Here is a 15,279-nt window from a genome sequence, read left to right as displayed (position 1 = left end):
GAGGATCGGGCCGTGATGAAAGATTAAATTCTGATCAAAACGATGAGCGTCACGATGGTAAGGATAGATGCCAGCCCGTAGAACACCCACTTACCTGCCGGGACATGGATCTTCACATCATGCATGGCGTGGTGGATCCTGTGCAGGCCACACCAGAGCGGCAGAACGACCATAAGTAATAGAAACAGTCGCCCGATCCAGCTATGTGCAAAAGCCATGACGCGCGGGTAACTCAATGCATCGCCCGGGAATAAGCCCAGCGGTAACAGAAAGCACACCAGCAGGATCATCACTGGAGCAAAAATGGCACTCCACATACCGCCTGCGCCGAATAGGCCCCAGAAAACAGGTTCTTCAGAGCGCTTTGGAAGCATTTTATTCATTATCTCCTCCATTAATAGAACAGGGCGATAGCCAGAATAGCCAGCGTGGCAATCACGGTGATCACCCAAAAAGCACCAATCACCGGCTCCGGACCCATTTTCTGGCCTTTGACGATAATAATTGAAGCTTTCGGGGCCAGTTCAAACCAGGTTTTGGTATGCAGTATGGCCGCCAGCAGGGCTACCAGATTAATAGCCATCACAATCGGATTTTGCAGAAAACCGACGAAACCGACCCAACTCTCTGCACCATGTTTGAGCGAGAACAGCCCAGCCAGTAACAGTAGGCTGAACCACACCGCAGGAACCGCGGTGCCTTCCCGTAGCATATAAAAGCGGTAAAATCCTGATTTCTGCCACCAGTTAGACTTCATTTCACGGACGTAAGCGTTACGTTTGCTTGGCGTGTTGATCATATTCGGTTCCCTCATTGCGGTCTGAGCCTCGCGATCATGAAGTCTTTCGCGCTTTCGACTTTGCCTTGCTGAATAGCTGCTGCAGGGTCGACATGTTTCGGACAGACTTCTGAGCAATATCCAACAAAGGTGCAACTCCAGACGCCGTTCTTGCCGTTTAATTGCGGCATGCGCTGTTGTTTGCCATGGTCGCGATTATCGAGGTTATAGCGGTGCGCCAGCGTGATGGCAGCAGGGCCAATGAATTCGGGGTTTAAACCGAATTGCGGGCAGGCTGCATAACACAAACCGCAGTTGATACAGCCGGAGAATTGATGATACTTCTCCATCTGTGCTGGCGTTTGTTTGCCCGGACCCTGAGCAGCATCGCGGGTATTGCCAATAATATAAGGTTTGATCGCTTCCAGACTTTCGATGAAGTGAGTCATATCGACTACTAAGTCGCGTTCAATCGGGAAGTTACCCAGTGCTTCGATCCGCATGCCTTCCGGATATTCACGCAGGAAGGTTTTACAGGCCAGTTTGGGTACGCGATTGACCATCATGCCGCATGAGCCGCAGATCGCCATACGACATGACCAGCGGTAGGACAAATCTGACGCAAGATTATCTTTGATGAAGCCCAGGGCATCGAGAAGTGATGTCGTTTCATCGAAGGGTACGTCATACACTACCGGATGCGGTGCATTGTCAGTTTCCGGGTTGTAACGCATGATCTCAACTTTCCGGCTTTTCAACTCAGCCATGAGATTGCTCCTTGTTTTTTTTGTCCTGTGCTTCGGCTTCTCCACCATAAACGCGTTTGGCTGGTGGTAGCGTGGTGATTTTTACATCGCCATATTCCAGTCGCGGAGCGGAGTCTGGCTGGAAGAAGGCCAGTGTGTGTTTGAGGAAGTTGACGTCATCACGTTCTGTGCAACCTTCATCAAGACGCTGATGGGCTCCCCGCGACTCTTTACGGTTGAAAGCGGAGTGTGCCATACACTCGGCAACGTCCAGCCCGTAACCCAGTTCGAGTGTGTACAGCAGGTCGGTATTGAAGACGCTTGAAGTATCTTTAATTTTTACCCGCTTGAAGCGTTCCTTCAGCTCGGCCAGCTTATCAATGGTTTTTTGCATCAGTTCAGGTGTGCGATAAATGCCGCAACCTTCTTCCATCGACATGCCCATCTCATCGCGAATTTTCGCCCAGCTTTCGTCGCCTTCTTGTGCCATGAGATCTGAAAGGCGTTTCTCAACATCAGCAACTTGCGCATCTAGTGCGGCATCGTTAGCGGAAGGTATGTGTTCAGTCGCGCGTAACGCGGCCTGTTCACCAGCCATACGACCAAATACCACCAGTTCAGCCAGTGAATTTGAGCCAAGGCGGTTAGCACCATGGAGGCCGACTGACGAACACTCACCCACAGCAAACAGGCCTTTGATACGGGTTTCACATTGGGCATTTGTTTCAATACCCCCCATGGTGTAGTGCGCCGTTGGGCGTACCGGGATCGGCTCTTTTACCGGGTCAACGCCAACGTAGGCTTTCGCCAGTTCGCAGATAAACGGCAAACGCTCGAGTAATTTCTTTTCACCGAGGTGGCGCAAGTCGAGATAAACCACATCGCCGCGCGGGGTGGAATCTGTACGGCCAGCACGCCACTCATGCCAGAAAGCCTGAGATACTTTATCCCGCGGGCCGAGCTCCATATACTTGTTCTTCGGCTCACCCAATGGCGTTTCCGGTCCCATGCCGTAATCCTGCAAATAACGGTAACCTTCTTTATTAATAAGAATGCCGCCTTCACCACGGCAACCTTCTGTCATCAAAATACCTGAGCCGGGCAGGCCCGTCGGGTGATATTGCACGAACTCCATATCACGAAGCGGAACACCGTGGCGGAACGCCATGCCCATACCATCGCCGGTAACAATGCCACCATTGGTGTTGTAACGGTAAACGCGGCCAGCGCCACCGGTAGCCATTACGACTGCGTTGGCGCGGATTTGCATCCGCGTACCTTCCATCATATTAATAGCAACCAGCCCATGAACACGGCCATCATCGACCAAAATATCCAGAACAAAATGCTCATCGAATCGTTTGATTTGCGGGTACTTCAGCGAGGTTTGGAACAGCGTATGCAGCATGTGGAAGCCGGTCTTATCAGCCGCAAACCATGTGCGTTCGATCTTCATACCGCCGAAACGCCGCACGTTGACTGACCCATCCTCTTTGCGGCTCCATGGGCAGCCCCAGATTTCGAGTTGCGCCATCTCCTGTGGACACTGGTGGACGAAATGATCCACCACATCCTGTTCGCAGAGCCAGTCACCACCGGATACGGTATCTTGAAAATGGTAGTCGAAGCTGTCGTGATCTTGTGTGACGGCCGCTGAACCACCTTCGGCAGCCACGGTATGGCTGCGCATCGGGTAAACTTTCGATATCAGCGCAATGTTAAGGCTGGGATTGGCTTCCGCTGCTGCTATCGCTGCGCGTAAACCAGCTCCGCCAGCGCCTATAACTACAATGTCGGCGTTAAAGGTTTGCACTGCATTCCTCCACTATCATCATGATTTAGGGTCTTAAGACCCTCTGAGAAGCCAGCATTACTGATGGCTTAGTTGACTCTGATGACACGCAGGTAAAGTCTCAGAGGTGAGTATTCTTGTTTTTTGTAAGGGATTAATTATACCTAAGGGGTAGAGCGGGAAATTTGATGTAAACGCTGATTTCAGCTTTATGTATCCTCTGTTGCCGATTTGGGACGCAGAATGAGATATTTGTTTGCCCGTATGGATGCAGGTAGACTGCATGCCCTTTATCACTTCGGAGTTAAGAACCATGAGCGAAACAGCAAGCTGGCAACCCAGTGCTCCTATCGCCAATTTGTTGAAGCGCGCGGCAATCGTCGCTGAGATTCGACGTTTTTTTGCCGATCGTGGCGTATTAGAAGTGGAAACACCGGCGATGAGCCAAGCGACAGTGACTGATGTTCATCTGGTGCCTTTCGAGACCCGGTTTGTAGGACCAGGTGCAGCTGATGGCATGACGCTGTATCTGATGACCAGCCCTGAATACCATATGAAGAGACTGCTGGCAGCGGGCAGCGGGCCGATTTATCAGATGGGTAAAAGTTTTCGTAATGAAGAAGCGGGACGCTACCACAATCCTGAATTTACCATGCTGGAGTGGTACCGCCCACGTTATGATATGTATCGCTTGATGAATGAAGTGGATGACTTACTGCAACAAGTGCTGGACTGCGAAACGGCTGAAACCCTCTCTTATCAGCAGGCGTTTACTCGTCACCTCGACGTTGACCCGCTCTCCGCCGACAAAACCCAACTGCGTGAAGCGGCGGCAAAACTCGATTTGTCGAACATTGCTGACACCGAAGAAGATCGCGATACGCTGCTGCAGCTGCTATTCGCCATGGGCGTTGAGCCACATATAGGGCGCGATAAGCCGGCGTTTGTTTACCATTTTCCGGCAACACAGGCTTCTTTGGCTGAAATCAGCACCGAAGATCATCGTGTGGCGGAACGCTTTGAGGTTTATTACAAAGGTGTGGAGCTGGCGAATGGTTTCCGCGAGTTGACCGATAGCCGCGAGCAGCGTCAGCGTTTTGCACAAGACAACAAGAAGCGTTCCGCGCGTGGTTTACCCGTGCAGCCAGTGGATAAAAACCTGCTCGATGCGTTGGAACACGGCATGCCAGAATGCTCTGGCGTGGCACTGGGCGTTGACCGCCTGATTATGATTGCATTAGGGGCCGATTGCCTCAGCGAGATCCTGGCATTCCCGGTGATGAGAGCCTGACAGGTAATACTCTGGAATACAGCGGAAGTCGTTACAAAAGGCCAGCAATGTAAATTGCCGGCCTTTTGTCTTTTCGTGGGTAACTCAGTCAGGTGTGTTGAGTTACAAATCACCGGGTGAGCGGGCACTGTTGCTGGTCATGTTGCCGCTGCTTGAGGTGGTGAATGTAGCATTGCTGCCATTTTGCGCACGGCGAAGGGTTTCCATACGGACCTGGAACGGTGGGAATGGCAGTATAATGCCGTGCTCGTGGAAGCCAGCCAGAATGAGTTGGTGGATTTCATGGCGCAACGGCATACGGTGCGCCATCTCGGCGGCGTGCATACGCAGTTCAAAGATCTGAATACCTTGCTGCAAATCGACCAGATAGACTTCTGGTGCCGGGTTGTCAAGCACCAGCGAACAACGGTGTGCTGCGCTAAGCAGGATCTGAGTGACTTCCTCGCTGTTGGCTTCCGGGGGCGCCGGAACCGTTAATACCACACGAGTGACTGAGTCAGACAACGACCAGTTGATAAACTGCTCGGTGATAAATGCCTTGTTTGGAACGATGATCTCTTTGCGATCCCAGTCAGCGATGGTGGTTGCACGGGTATTGATCTTGGTGATGCTGCCGGTCAGGTTGCGGATCGTCACGGTATCGCCGATGCGAATAGGTTTTTCGAACAAAATGATCAGACCAGAAATAAAGTTGGCAAAGATCTCCTGCAAACCAAATCCAAGACCTACACCCAGTGCGGCGATCAGCCACTGTAACTTCGCCCATTCGATCCCTAACAGCGAGAAAGCACTCACGCCACCCACGATCATCAGTACGTACTTGGTGATCGTGAGAATGGCGTAACCAGTGCCTGGCGTCAGGTCAAGATGCTGCAACAGCGCCAGCTCCAGTAGCGCAGGCAAATTTCGCACCAGCTGTGTGGTGATGATCAGCACCAGAATGGCGATCAACACCGCGCCGAGAGTGATCGGCTGCATGCTTTCCACACCCTGACTGACCGAAGAGACCTGCCAGAGATGGATATTCTCAAGGAAGGAGAATGCAGAGTGGATCTCTGACCACAAGAAGATCACCGAAACAAAAGCGATCATGGTCAGAATAGATCTCACCAAACGCAGAGACTGGGCGCTGATCGTATCGAGATCCACTTCCGGCTCCTCGATCTCGACTGTGCCTTCGTTACTGTTAGCGTGCTGCGACTCTTCTTCACCGCGTGCGCGTTGGCTAAGCATTTCTGCACGTCGCTGTTTCGCACGCTCAAAGGCAATACGGCGACGCTGAATAAGCATCCAGCGCCGGATAATATGGTAAATCACCAGCAGGACGAACCAGATAGCCACTGATGTTTCGAGCCTTGCCAACAGCGCCTGCGCCGTCGCCAGATAGCCCATTAGTGACGCGAGTGCAGCCACCATTGGTGCGCTTAACAGAAGCCACCAGAGAGTATTGTTGAGCCGATTTTCTCCATTGCCTTTCTTATCCAGATAGAGCGGGATGCCGGCGCGTTTCAGGCTATGGGTAACCAGGCTTAGCGCCAGACAAAGCAGGACGAAGCATAAACGGCCAAGGGTGTTGGAGAACTCACGGTCATTGAGATTATCGAAGGTGATAAGCGCCATGATCAGCGGCACAATAAGCCAGATTGACATCATGTAATAGCGCATTGCACGGGAAACTGCACGCTGCGGCCAGCCGAAATGTGCCACGAATAATCCCTGGGGATGTGCCAACGCTGCACTTATCATAAAGGCCCACAGGATAGGCAGGGTGGCGGTAACCCCATCGCCAATAGCGACGGCAATGGGATAAGGCCATGCGCTTTGCAGCCCAAAGCCGAGCGCGGCCCACAGTACCGGCAGCGGCAGTGCCACCAGAATGGACCAGAATACGGTCCGCATTGTCAGGGAGAAATGGTCCTGTGTGACTTTACCGACCCGGCTGCTGGATCGATCCAAAAATGCGTAATAGTGGCGGCGTGAACTGATGCTGACAATCACCAGAATCAGGGCGGCAAACAGAGGTATTAACGTCTCTTTGCTGGTAACCATCATCAGCGAGGCGCTGCTGAGCTGTGACAGGGTGTCCAGCGACAGCAGACGGGTCAGGTCATGTGCTGCCTGCAGCGGATAAGAGAAGCTAATAGGACTGACGTCAGCAACCCAGAACAGGTAGCGGTGAGCTGCTTCATGAATATCGTTGAGTGCCTCAACCAGTTGGCTGTTTGCCACCTTCAGCTTGGTGAGCTCCAATATTTGCGAGTCACATCCGGAAAGCAACGAATTGAGTAAATCACTTTGGGTGCGCAGTTGCGCATCGAGGATTTTCTGCTGTGCGGCCGTCAGCGGTGTGCCATCGTCCTGACGCGCCTGCCGCAAGAGTGCCTGTTTATCGAGCAGGTCTTCGTAGTGCAGGCGCTGAACGCGTAACTGGCCCATATCCCGGTCCAACTGTTGCGGCTTGGGCACTTCAGGCAATTTGGCCACCTGCGCCCGCAGGGTTTCACCCAGCAGATTTGATGCGCCCAGCCACTGAGCCTGTTCACGGATAGTGGTCAATGCCTGGCGGACCTGCAGGGTTTGGGCGGCAGCCTGACGTTGCTGCGAGGAGATCAAGTCCATGCGCTGCGCCTGCTGATTCAACGCCAGAGAGAGCTCGCGGTTGGCTTGTAGCTGCTTATTGACGGAGGCGGGAAGCTCACCGATCTGCTCTGCCAGTAGTTCGGTTTTTTCAATGGCCTGCTCGGCTTCGCGTTGGCGCTGGCTGTTGAGATTATTGCGTAATGTCTGAAGTTGCTGATCGAGACGATCGTGGCGTTTTTTATACAAATCTGCGCGCATTCTCGACAATTCCTGCCGGTTACTCGCCGAAAGCTGAGCCAGTTCCAGTTCGTCCACTTTGGCTTTTCGCGCGGCAGACTCAGCTTGTAACGCATTCATCTGCGCCTGGGCAAGTTGCGATATATTGCCGGATGTGACGCTGGACTGCATGCGCTGTTCAATATCGCTGAGCGCATTGCGGGCTTCTGACTGCTGCTGTGGGATTTGGCTAAGGGAGTCGCTGATGTCGCGTGAACGGTCCTGCTCTTGTCGCAACTGCCGGGCTTCTTCCAGTAGTTGGCTGCTGACCTGAAGGATTTGCTGGTCCAGCTGAGCAGCCGTCAGGCTGTTATCTACCGGCAGTGGCGTATCACCCTGCGCTTGTAACTCTTGGCGTAAACCCTGAGTCAGCTTCGGGAAGTCATCGATCACTTTCTGATACTGCTCGGCGCGTACCGATGAGGCACGCGCTTCGCTCAGCCAGTTCAGTGCGTTTTGTAATGCTTCGACCACCTGGGCCTGATTTGCCATTTCCTTATTGGCTTCAGCCTGTTTCAGCTCTTGTTTGAGCTGATCCTCCGACGGCACCGCGCTGGCTATCATCGGCAGGGCCAGCAGTAAACTCATCAGTAACGCAGGGATCAGACGCACTCAATATTTCCTTTTAATCTGTTGGGGCTGGGAAGGTGTCAGATCTCTTGCGGTGGTGGTGCCGGCTTTGTCACTCCGGCCTGCGCCATACCTGCCGGAGCGGGCGTAGTTTCTGTCGGCGCATTGATGTCATTAACAACGACGGGATCGGTTTTTGTAACATTGACGACAACAGTTTCAGTTTTAACCGTGGCACCTTGGCGAATGGCTTCTGCAAAAGGTGTGCCCATGCGGGTGATGGTACCGTTGCTCAGTTGTGGCATGAAATTGATCTGGCCCGCTGCAAACAGGTTGATGACGGTTGAGCCCAGTTTAAAGCGACCCATCTCTTGGCCTTTCTCGAGTGCGATAGCGCCCTCATTAGCCGCTGCAGGGTAGGTCCAGCGTTTGATAATGCCTTCGCGCGGTGGCGTTACACAGCCTGCCCATACGGTTTCGATGCTGCCTACAATGGTTGCACCCACCAGAATCTGTACCATAGGGCCAAATTCAGTATCAAACAGGCAGATGACTCGTTCATTGCGTGCAAATAAATTCGGAACATTAGCTGCGGTCAGCGGGTTAACCGAGAATAAATCGCCCGGAACATAAATCATTTCACGCAGTACACCGTCGCATGGCATATGTACGCGGTGGTAGTCGCGTGGCGCCAGATAAATGGTAGCAAACTGCCCCTCTTTGAACTGCTCAGCCAACGTGTAATTTCCTGCCAACAATGCTTCCAGCGAGTAAAAATGGCCTTTGGCCTGGAAAAGTTTACCGTCGGTTATGGCACCTAACTGGCTGACTGCGCCATCAGCGGGCAGGCATAGCATATCTAAACCACTAACAACCGGGCGTGCGCCATCGCGTAGTGGGCGTACGAAAAAAGCATTGAAGGTTGGGTAGGATTTCAGGTCAGGATCCCTGGCTTCTTTCATATCGACATTGTAATAGCGTGCAAAGCCTTTAATAACCCAATGCGTCAGCATCGCGGCACGCTTCTCTGCGCCCCAGCCAGCCAGACGGGTCAATCCTTGTTTAGGAAGTAAGTATTGAAGTTTGATTTTGATACTGTCCAGCACGGGGAAACCTCTTGGGTGATGTCATCGCACCGAGAATATAACGGCGCGGAAAATAGGCAGGCACTCTGAATCAGAGCACCACTGAGCGTGATGGTCGGCCGTTTTAATGTAGCGACTCAGTTTAAGGCTGCGGATTGTAACGAGGGTAAATCATCGCTTCAATACCTGCTAATCAATCCTGTTAAACGACGGGCTAACAATTAAGCTCATCGTCTAACAATTCAATCAGTTAGCTATTATAACGCATCAAAGTTTTTACGTGTTTTTACGTCTTCCATACTTTCCAGAATGCGGTGATAGTTATCGAAACGCTCTTCGGCGATGTCTCCACGGTCTACGGCATCACGAATGGCGCAGCCTGGATCGCTGCCATGTTTGCAGTCGCGGAATTTACAGTAACCCATGAATGGGCGGAATTCGATAAAGCCCTGCGTGATTTGTTCCGGGGCCAGATGCCACAGACCGAATTCGCGCACCCCAGGGGAGTCGATGACGTCACCGCCATGCTGGAAGTGATAAAGCCGGGCGGCCGTCGTGGTGTGCTGGCCGAGACCTGAGTTGTCGGACACTACATTCACAACGATCTGCTTCTCTTCTGGCGGCAGCAATGCATTCAGCAGGCTGGATTTACCCACTCCAGATTGGCCAGCAAAGATGCTGATACGGTCGATCAGAGCACTTTCAAACGCGGGCATCCCTTCGCCGGTCTGGCTGGAAACTTCGAGCACGCGATAATTAATTTTGCGGTAGATATCCATCATACTTTCGACGAACTTGCGGCCTTCGTCGTCGAGCAGGTCAATTTTGTTGAGTACAATCAGCGGCTCAACCTCCACTGTTTCACAGGCCACCAGATAGCGGTCGATAATATTGAGTGACAGCTCGGGTAAAATGGCGGAAACAATGACGATTTGGTCAATGTTAGCAGCGATAGGTTTTACGCCGTCATAGAAATCAGGCCGAGTCAGTACGGAAGTACGCTCATGTACTGCTTCTACGATGCCTTTGACACTGGCATTCTCGCCTGCGCGCCAGACGACCCGGTCGCCGGTAACCAAGGAACGGATAGTTCGGCGAATATTACAACGGTGCTGGCTGCCGTCGGCAGCTTCAACGTCCGCATGCATGCCGAAACGGCTGATCACTACGCCGTCTTGCGGTGCGCCATGCAGCGAGTCGTCCAGCTCTTTACGTTTGTCGGTCGGTTTCAGACGACGCTGGTGGTTAGCCTGAACGCGACGTTGTTGCCCTTTGGACAGTTTTGACTTAGTCACTGCGCCTCACTTGACTGGCTTTAATCGCTCGTTGCGACCAAAACGTCTATGATACCAGTTATTTCGTATTTATTAACCGTTGCTGGCAGGCGGTTACTCGGCGTGTCTCTCACAAACTTCTGATTGTTGATGCAATAGCATCAATGACTGACCGTTAACAGGAAATATCATGACAGGAAATGACAGCAACTTAATCTGGATCGACTTGGAAATGACCGGGCTCGACCCTGAACGTGACCGCATCATTGAGATTGCCACCCTGGTGACCGATGCCAATCTGAATATTTTGGCCGAAGGTCCTGTAATGGCAGTTCATCAGTCAGATGCACAGCTGGCGCTGATGGATGACTGGAACGTGCGTACTCATACCGGCAGCGGTTTGGTCGAGCGGGTCAGATCCAGTGCCTTTGATGACAATACGGCGCAGCTGAAAACTATCGAGTTCTTGCAACAGTGGGTACCTGAAGGTAAATCACCGATTTGTGGTAACAGTGTCGGGCAGGACCGCCGTTTCCTGTTCAAATACATGCCACAGCTGGAAACCTACTTCCACTATCGTTATCTGGATGTCAGTACGCTGAAAGAGCTGGCGCGCCGCTGGAAACCCGAAGTACTGGGTGGTTTTAAAAAACAGAATACCCATCAGGCGTTGGATGATATTCGTGAATCCGTGGCAGAACTGGCGTATTACCGCGAGCATTTCATCCAACTCTAAATGTCCGTCATCCTCAAGCCGCAGATGCGTTAGCTGCATACTCTTACCCGAATAACTGATTCATGTCAGCTCATCGGAATTCGTGAGTTTGCGGCCTTCGCGCCACTCGAATGTTTTAGGGTATTTATTGTTAAAATATTTTTAACCTATTGAAGAACATCAAATCCCCCCGACTTGCTGCTTAAATCGCCGGTTTGTTCTTTTAATCGGCACTTGAACGAAAAACACGTTTTTTTGCTTTCAGGGGCTTGCGAGGGGGCGGATTTCTCGTATAATGCGCACCCCGTACCGATGAACAATTTCGTTGAGTGCGCAGAGCGGGAATAGCTCAGTTGGTAGAGCACGACCTTGCCAAGGTCGGGGTCGCGAGTTCGAGTCTCGTTTCCCGCTCCAAATTTTAAGTAGTTGATCAAGGTTAGAAAAAAGTTCCATGCGACGCGGGAATAGCTCAGTTGGTAGAGCACGACCTTGCCAAGGTCGGGGTCGCGAGTTCGAGTCTCGTTTCCCGCTCCAAAATTTGTATCTTCAGAAGTGATGCTGTGGTTTTCCAACAAACCAGTTAACAGCAGGATGTATCAAGCATCTCAATGCGGGAATAGCTCAGTTGGTAGAGCACGACCTTGCCAAGGTCGGGGTCGCGAGTTCGAGTCTCGTTTCCCGCTCCATTTTTATTCATTCAATCTCCAGGCCAGACAGCACGCCACTTGCAGGCGCGTTACGTCATCACTTTACATTCTTTGTAGTAACTTTTTGAACAGACTTATCCACAGTTTTCGTTGAATTTTCACACAGTACATTTTTTGGCCGATTTATATTGTCAAAAAATAAGCTGCTGAATTAAAACGATATTTTTTTATGAAAAAACGTTATCTTGATCACTTGCTCTTTCTTTTGCACTTGATTGTCAAAGCATTTATATTTTTATGCACAGATAAAAAGGTGGCATTGTAACGTTTGTAATTGACACTTATGCATCGCGTGGCAAACCTCTTTCGACCGCTCTAATCAGGCGTTTAATCTGGGAAGATTGCACTTCCACCTGATTCTCACTCCGTCTTTCCATCTGTTGCGCTATAGCCCATTCAATATGTTCGTCCAGCAGGCTATTTTCGCCTCGTCGCGTTTGCAGCGCCAAAAGCACATTTTCTGCATAAGGTGCATTGCCCAATGCGACCGAAATATTACGCAGCCAGCGTAAATGACCGATGCGCCTGATAGGTGAACCTTCAGTTATTCGCAAAAACTTTTCCTCATTCCAGGCAAAGAGATCGATAAGCTCCGGCGCATGTAATGCGGCACGCGGGGTGAAATCTTTTTCGTCGGTAAGCTGCGAATAACGATTCCATGGGCAAATCAGCTGACAATCATCACAACCATAGATGCGGTTACCCATCAGTTTGCGGAACTCTTCCGGGATCACCCCTTCCAGTTCAATCGTCAGATAAGAAATACAGCGCCGCGCATCCACGGTGTAAGGCGCAACAATTGCACCGGTCGGGCAGGTAGTCATGCAGGCGACACACTTGCCGCATTTTTCTTCCTGAGGCTGGTCAACCGGCAGCGGTAAATCAATCAGCAATTCACCGAGGAAGAACCACGAGCCAGCTTCGCGGTTGAGAATAAGTGAGTGTTTACCAACCCAGCCGATCCCTGCTTTCGCCGCCAGTGGGCGTTCCATAATCGGCGCTGAATCGACGAAAGGCCGGAAAGTGATTTCTGTGCCATGCTTTTGCTGACCATCAATTGTTATTGAATCAGCATGTTCAGTGCAATGAGCCTGGATTTTATCGCCGAGTTTCTTCAGGCGTTGCCGCAGCAACTTATGATAATCGCGCCCGAGCGCGTAACGGCTGACGTAGCCCAGCTCAGGGTTATTCAGTGTTTTGGCGAATGCGGCTTTGGCGGGCAGATAATTCATTCGAACGCTGATGACTCGTAGCGTGCCGGGCAGAAGTTCATGCGCGCGCGCGCGCAGCATGCCGTGACGTGCCATCCATTCCATTTCGCCATGGTATTGTTTATCAAGCCATGCCTGCAATTTTGGCTCTTCAGCAGAAAGATCGGTATCGCAGATACCGATCTGCTGGAAGCCAAGGGATTCGCCCCATTGCTTGATAAGCCGGGCCAGCTGAATGAGATCAAGAGGGAGTGTCATGACTAACCAAAGTGAAGAACGTAACGCGCAGAGTTTACCACATTCTGTCTTTTCTGCGGACTGGCTGCGTCAGGCGGAAAGTCATGCTGCGCAGGAAATCGGCATTTCTTTGTTCACGCTGATGCAGCGCGCGGGGGCGGCGGCATTTCATCTGGCACGGACGACGTTCCCCACAGCCCGGCACTGGCTGGTGCTGTGCGGACATGGCAATAACGGTGGTGATGGGTATGAAGTCGCGCGGCTGGCGAAATCGGCGGGTATAAGCGTGACGCTTTTGGCGGTGAAAAGTGATAAGCCCTCACCTGATGAAGCTCAGACAGCGCACAATGCGTGGCTCAGCGCCGGTGGTGCGGTCGGTGCAGCCGATACGTGCTGGCCACCCGACGTTGATCTGATTATTGATGCGCTGCTCGGGACCGGTTTAACTTCAGCGCCTCGCGCGCCCTATGACGCGCTGATTGCTGCGATCAATGCTCATGAAGCCCCTGCGTTGTCCCTGGATATTCCCTCGGGTCTTGATGCAGACAAGGGTACTGTGCCTGGTAAAGCGGTGCAGGCTGCTCTGACCCTCTGTTTCATTGCCCTCAAACCCGGTCTGCTGACAGGTAAAGCACGCGATCACGTTGGGAAATTACATTGCGAATCTCTTGGCTTACGCAGCTGGCTGGGTGGGTATCCAGCGGTTTTACAGCGACTTGATGCCACCCAACTGGGTGACTGGTTACATCCCCGCCGGCCATGCTCGCATAAGGGCGATCACGGTAATTTACTGGTAGTTGGCGGCGATATCGGTTTCGCAGGAGCGATCCTTATGGCGTCAGCAGCGGCATTGCGGGCTGGAGCCGGAATGGTGCGAGTACTTACTCACAAACAGCACGCTGGGCCGCTTTTGACCGCCAGGCCTGAACTTATGGTGCAGGAACTGAATGAAAAGTCACTGGCAATCGGCCTTGAGTGGGCCGATGTCGTGGTAGTTGGCCCCGGCATGGGGCAGAGAGCCTGGGGTAAAGCGGCGTTCAAACAGGTATCTGAGAGCACTAAACCGTCCCTGTTCGATGCCGATGCTCTGAACTTGCTGGCAATCACACCGCAGAAACGGCAAAATCGCGTGTTAACGCCCCATCCCGGCGAAGCGGCTCGTTTACTGGGATGTTCGGTGAAAGATATTGAGAGTGACCGCTTACTTGCAGTGCGCAAGCTGACAGAACGCTACGGCGGTGTCGTGCTCCTCAAAGGTGCGGGCTCGTTGATTGCAGAGAATGGTGGGCCGATAGCGTTGGCCGACGTCGGCAACGCAGGCATGGCTACCGGCGGCATGGGCGACGTACTTTCTGGTATTATCGGCGGATTGTTGGCTCAACAACTTTCGCTGTTTGACGCAGCCTGTGCGGGTGCGGTGGTGCACGGCGCAGCCGCTGACCAGATAGCCCTTTTGCGCGGTACACGCGGTATGTTGGCGACCGATCTTTTAGCGGTAATTGCTCCGTTAGTTAATCCTGATCTGAAGAAAAAAGATATCACCCAATGAATCAACTACAACTCTCTCTGCCGGACGAAGCAGCAACGCTTAAACTGGGTGCCACTGTGGCCAAAGCTTGCACTGGTGCGACAGTTATTCATCTTTTCGGCGATCTAGGTGCCGGAAAAACAACCTTTAGCCGTGGTTTTCTTCAGGCGCTTGGGCATCAGGGTAATGTAAAAAGCCCCACATATACTCTGGTCGAGCCTTATCAGTTACATCCGATGGCGGTATACCATTTTGATCTGTACCGTCTTGCGGACCCGGAAGAGCTGGAATTTATGGGCATTCGTGATTATTTTGCCCAAGACGCTATCTGTCTGGTTGAATGGCCGCAGCAGGGTACCGGAGTTCTTCCTGAACCCGATATTGAATTAACACTGGAATATCAGACTGATGGGCGCAAGGCAACCCTGAAAGGGGTTTCTGCCTGCGGAATAAGTCTATTGCATCTGGTACAACAGCAAGGATGATCGT

At 52.1% G+C, this 15,279-nt stretch carries 12 protein-coding genes and 3 tRNA genes; 7 read left to right on the top strand and 8 right to left on the bottom strand.

The window, feature by feature from the left end:
* Nucleotides 1-23 precede the first annotated feature (23 nt).
* From frdD to frdA, 4 genes are read right to left on the bottom strand one after another with little or no spacing between them, the layout of a single operon-like run.
* Entirely contained in the window at nt 24-383 is a 360-nt protein-coding gene (gene frdD, locus ACMV8I_RS11020) for a fumarate reductase subunit FrdD (RefSeq protein ID WP_498865258.1), read from the bottom strand.
* An 11-nt stretch (nt 384-394) separates the two neighbouring features.
* The gene (gene frdC / locus ACMV8I_RS11015) at nt 395-799 is read right to left on the bottom strand and encodes a fumarate reductase subunit FrdC (RefSeq protein ID WP_498865257.1); all 405 of its coding nucleotides are present in this window, start codon (nt 797-799) and stop codon (nt 395-397) included.
* Nucleotides 800-810: 11 nt separating this feature from the next.
* Nucleotides 811-1,545, bottom strand: coding sequence for a succinate dehydrogenase/fumarate reductase iron-sulfur subunit (locus ACMV8I_RS11010; protein WP_498865256.1), 735 nt, complete (start codon nt 1,543-1,545; stop codon nt 811-813).
* On the bottom strand, nt 1,538-3,337 hold the full coding sequence (frdA, locus tag ACMV8I_RS11005; RefSeq protein ID WP_498865255.1) for a fumarate reductase (quinol) flavoprotein subunit: 1,800 nt from the start codon (nt 3,335-3,337) through the stop codon (nt 1,538-1,540). Before frdA ends, ACMV8I_RS11010 begins: the two co-directional genes overlap by 8 nt.
* 292 nt (nt 3,338-3,629) lie before the next feature.
* Here frdA and epmA point away from each other — a divergent pair, with 292 nt between their 5' ends.
* Nucleotides 3,630-4,607, top strand: a complete 978-nt coding sequence (epmA, locus tag ACMV8I_RS11000; protein ID WP_498865254.1) for an elongation factor P--(R)-beta-lysine ligase — start codon at nt 3,630-3,632, stop codon at nt 4,605-4,607.
* A 102-nt stretch (nt 4,608-4,709) separates the two neighbouring features.
* On the opposite strand, the gene mscM is transcribed toward epmA, so the two are convergent.
* The 3 genes from mscM to rsgA all read right to left on the bottom strand — a co-directional run bounded on the left by mscM (nt 4,710) and on the right by rsgA (nt 10,413).
* Entirely contained in the window at nt 4,710-8,075 is a 3,366-nt protein-coding gene (mscM, locus tag ACMV8I_RS10995) for a miniconductance mechanosensitive channel MscM (protein WP_498865253.1), read from the bottom strand.
* Nucleotides 8,076-8,113: 38 nt separating this feature from the next.
* Nucleotides 8,114-9,139, bottom strand: coding sequence for an archaetidylserine decarboxylase (gene asd, locus ACMV8I_RS10990; RefSeq protein WP_498865252.1), 1,026 nt, complete (start codon nt 9,137-9,139; stop codon nt 8,114-8,116).
* Nucleotides 9,140-9,375: 236 nt separating this feature from the next.
* Nucleotides 9,376-10,413 carry a small ribosomal subunit biogenesis GTPase RsgA gene (gene rsgA, locus ACMV8I_RS10985; RefSeq protein ID WP_498865251.1) on the bottom strand — a complete coding sequence of 346 codons (1,038 nt, stop codon included), beginning with the start codon at nt 10,411-10,413 and terminating at the stop codon, nt 9,376-9,378.
* Nucleotides 10,414-10,582: 169 nt separating this feature from the next.
* Here rsgA and orn point away from each other — a divergent pair, with 169 nt between their 5' ends.
* The 4 genes from orn to ACMV8I_RS10965 all read left to right on the top strand — a co-directional run bounded on the left by orn (nt 10,583) and on the right by ACMV8I_RS10965 (nt 11,793).
* Nucleotides 10,583-11,128 carry an oligoribonuclease gene (gene orn / locus ACMV8I_RS10980; protein WP_498865250.1) on the top strand — a complete coding sequence of 182 codons (546 nt, stop codon included), beginning with the start codon at nt 10,583-10,585 and terminating at the stop codon, nt 11,126-11,128.
* Between the two features lie 317 nt (nt 11,129-11,445).
* Nucleotides 11,446-11,521: transfer RNA gene (locus ACMV8I_RS10975), tRNA-Gly, on the top strand.
* 44 nt (nt 11,522-11,565) lie between these two features.
* Nucleotides 11,566-11,641: transfer RNA gene (locus ACMV8I_RS10970), tRNA-Gly, on the top strand.
* A gap of 76 nt (nt 11,642-11,717) precedes the next feature.
* Nucleotides 11,718-11,793 (top strand) — tRNA-Gly (locus tag ACMV8I_RS10965).
* Nucleotides 11,794-12,095: 302 nt separating this feature from the next.
* Here ACMV8I_RS10965 and queG read toward each other — a convergent pair.
* Nucleotides 12,096-13,283, bottom strand: coding sequence for a tRNA epoxyqueuosine(34) reductase QueG (queG, locus tag ACMV8I_RS10960; protein ID WP_498865249.1), 1,188 nt, complete (start codon nt 13,281-13,283; stop codon nt 12,096-12,098).
* Between queG and nnr the strand changes: the two genes are divergently transcribed.
* Nucleotides 13,282-14,811, top strand: a complete 1,530-nt coding sequence (gene nnr, locus ACMV8I_RS10955) for a bifunctional ADP-dependent NAD(P)H-hydrate dehydratase/NAD(P)H-hydrate epimerase (RefSeq protein ID WP_498865248.1) — start codon at nt 13,282-13,284, stop codon at nt 14,809-14,811. The genes queG and nnr overlap by 2 nt on opposite strands.
* Entirely contained in the window at nt 14,808-15,275 is a 468-nt protein-coding gene (tsaE, locus tag ACMV8I_RS10950; RefSeq protein WP_498865247.1) for a tRNA (adenosine(37)-N6)-threonylcarbamoyltransferase complex ATPase subunit type 1 TsaE, read from the top strand. Before nnr ends, tsaE begins: the two co-directional genes overlap by 4 nt.
* Nucleotides 15,276-15,279 lie beyond the last annotated feature (4 nt).

The organism is Ewingella sp. S1.OA.A_B6, from assembly GCF_049889095.1.
Lineage (GTDB): Bacteria > Pseudomonadota > Gammaproteobacteria > Enterobacterales > Enterobacteriaceae > Ewingella.
The sequence above is the reverse complement of the archived record's forward strand: the minus strand, read 5'-3'. Positions and strand labels throughout refer to the sequence as shown.

What these genes read in the sequence shown, in the direction of transcription:
- frdC (WP_498865257.1), bottom strand. Translation starts at nt 799, where the DNA reads ATGATCAACACGCCAAGCAAACGTAACGCTTACGTCCGTGAAATGAAG.
- frdD (WP_498865258.1), bottom strand. Translation starts at nt 383, where the DNA reads ATGAATAAAATGCTTCCAAAGCGCTCTGAAGAACCTGTTTTCTGGGGC.
- tsaE (WP_498865247.1), top strand. Translation starts at nt 14,808, where the DNA reads ATGAATCAACTACAACTCTCTCTGCCGGACGAAGCAGCAACGCTTAAA.
- epmA (WP_498865254.1), top strand. Translation starts at nt 3,630, where the DNA reads ATGAGCGAAACAGCAAGCTGGCAACCCAGTGCTCCTATCGCCAATTTG.
- nnr (WP_498865248.1), top strand. Translation starts at nt 13,282, where the DNA reads ATGACTAACCAAAGTGAAGAACGTAACGCGCAGAGTTTACCACATTCT.
- ACMV8I_RS11010 (WP_498865256.1), bottom strand. Translation starts at nt 1,545, where the DNA reads ATGGCTGAGTTGAAAAGCCGGAAAGTTGAGATCATGCGTTACAACCCG.
- orn (WP_498865250.1), top strand. Translation starts at nt 10,583, where the DNA reads ATGACAGGAAATGACAGCAACTTAATCTGGATCGACTTGGAAATGACC.
- queG (WP_498865249.1), bottom strand. Translation starts at nt 13,283, where the DNA reads ATGACACTCCCTCTTGATCTCATTCAGCTGGCCCGGCTTATCAAGCAA.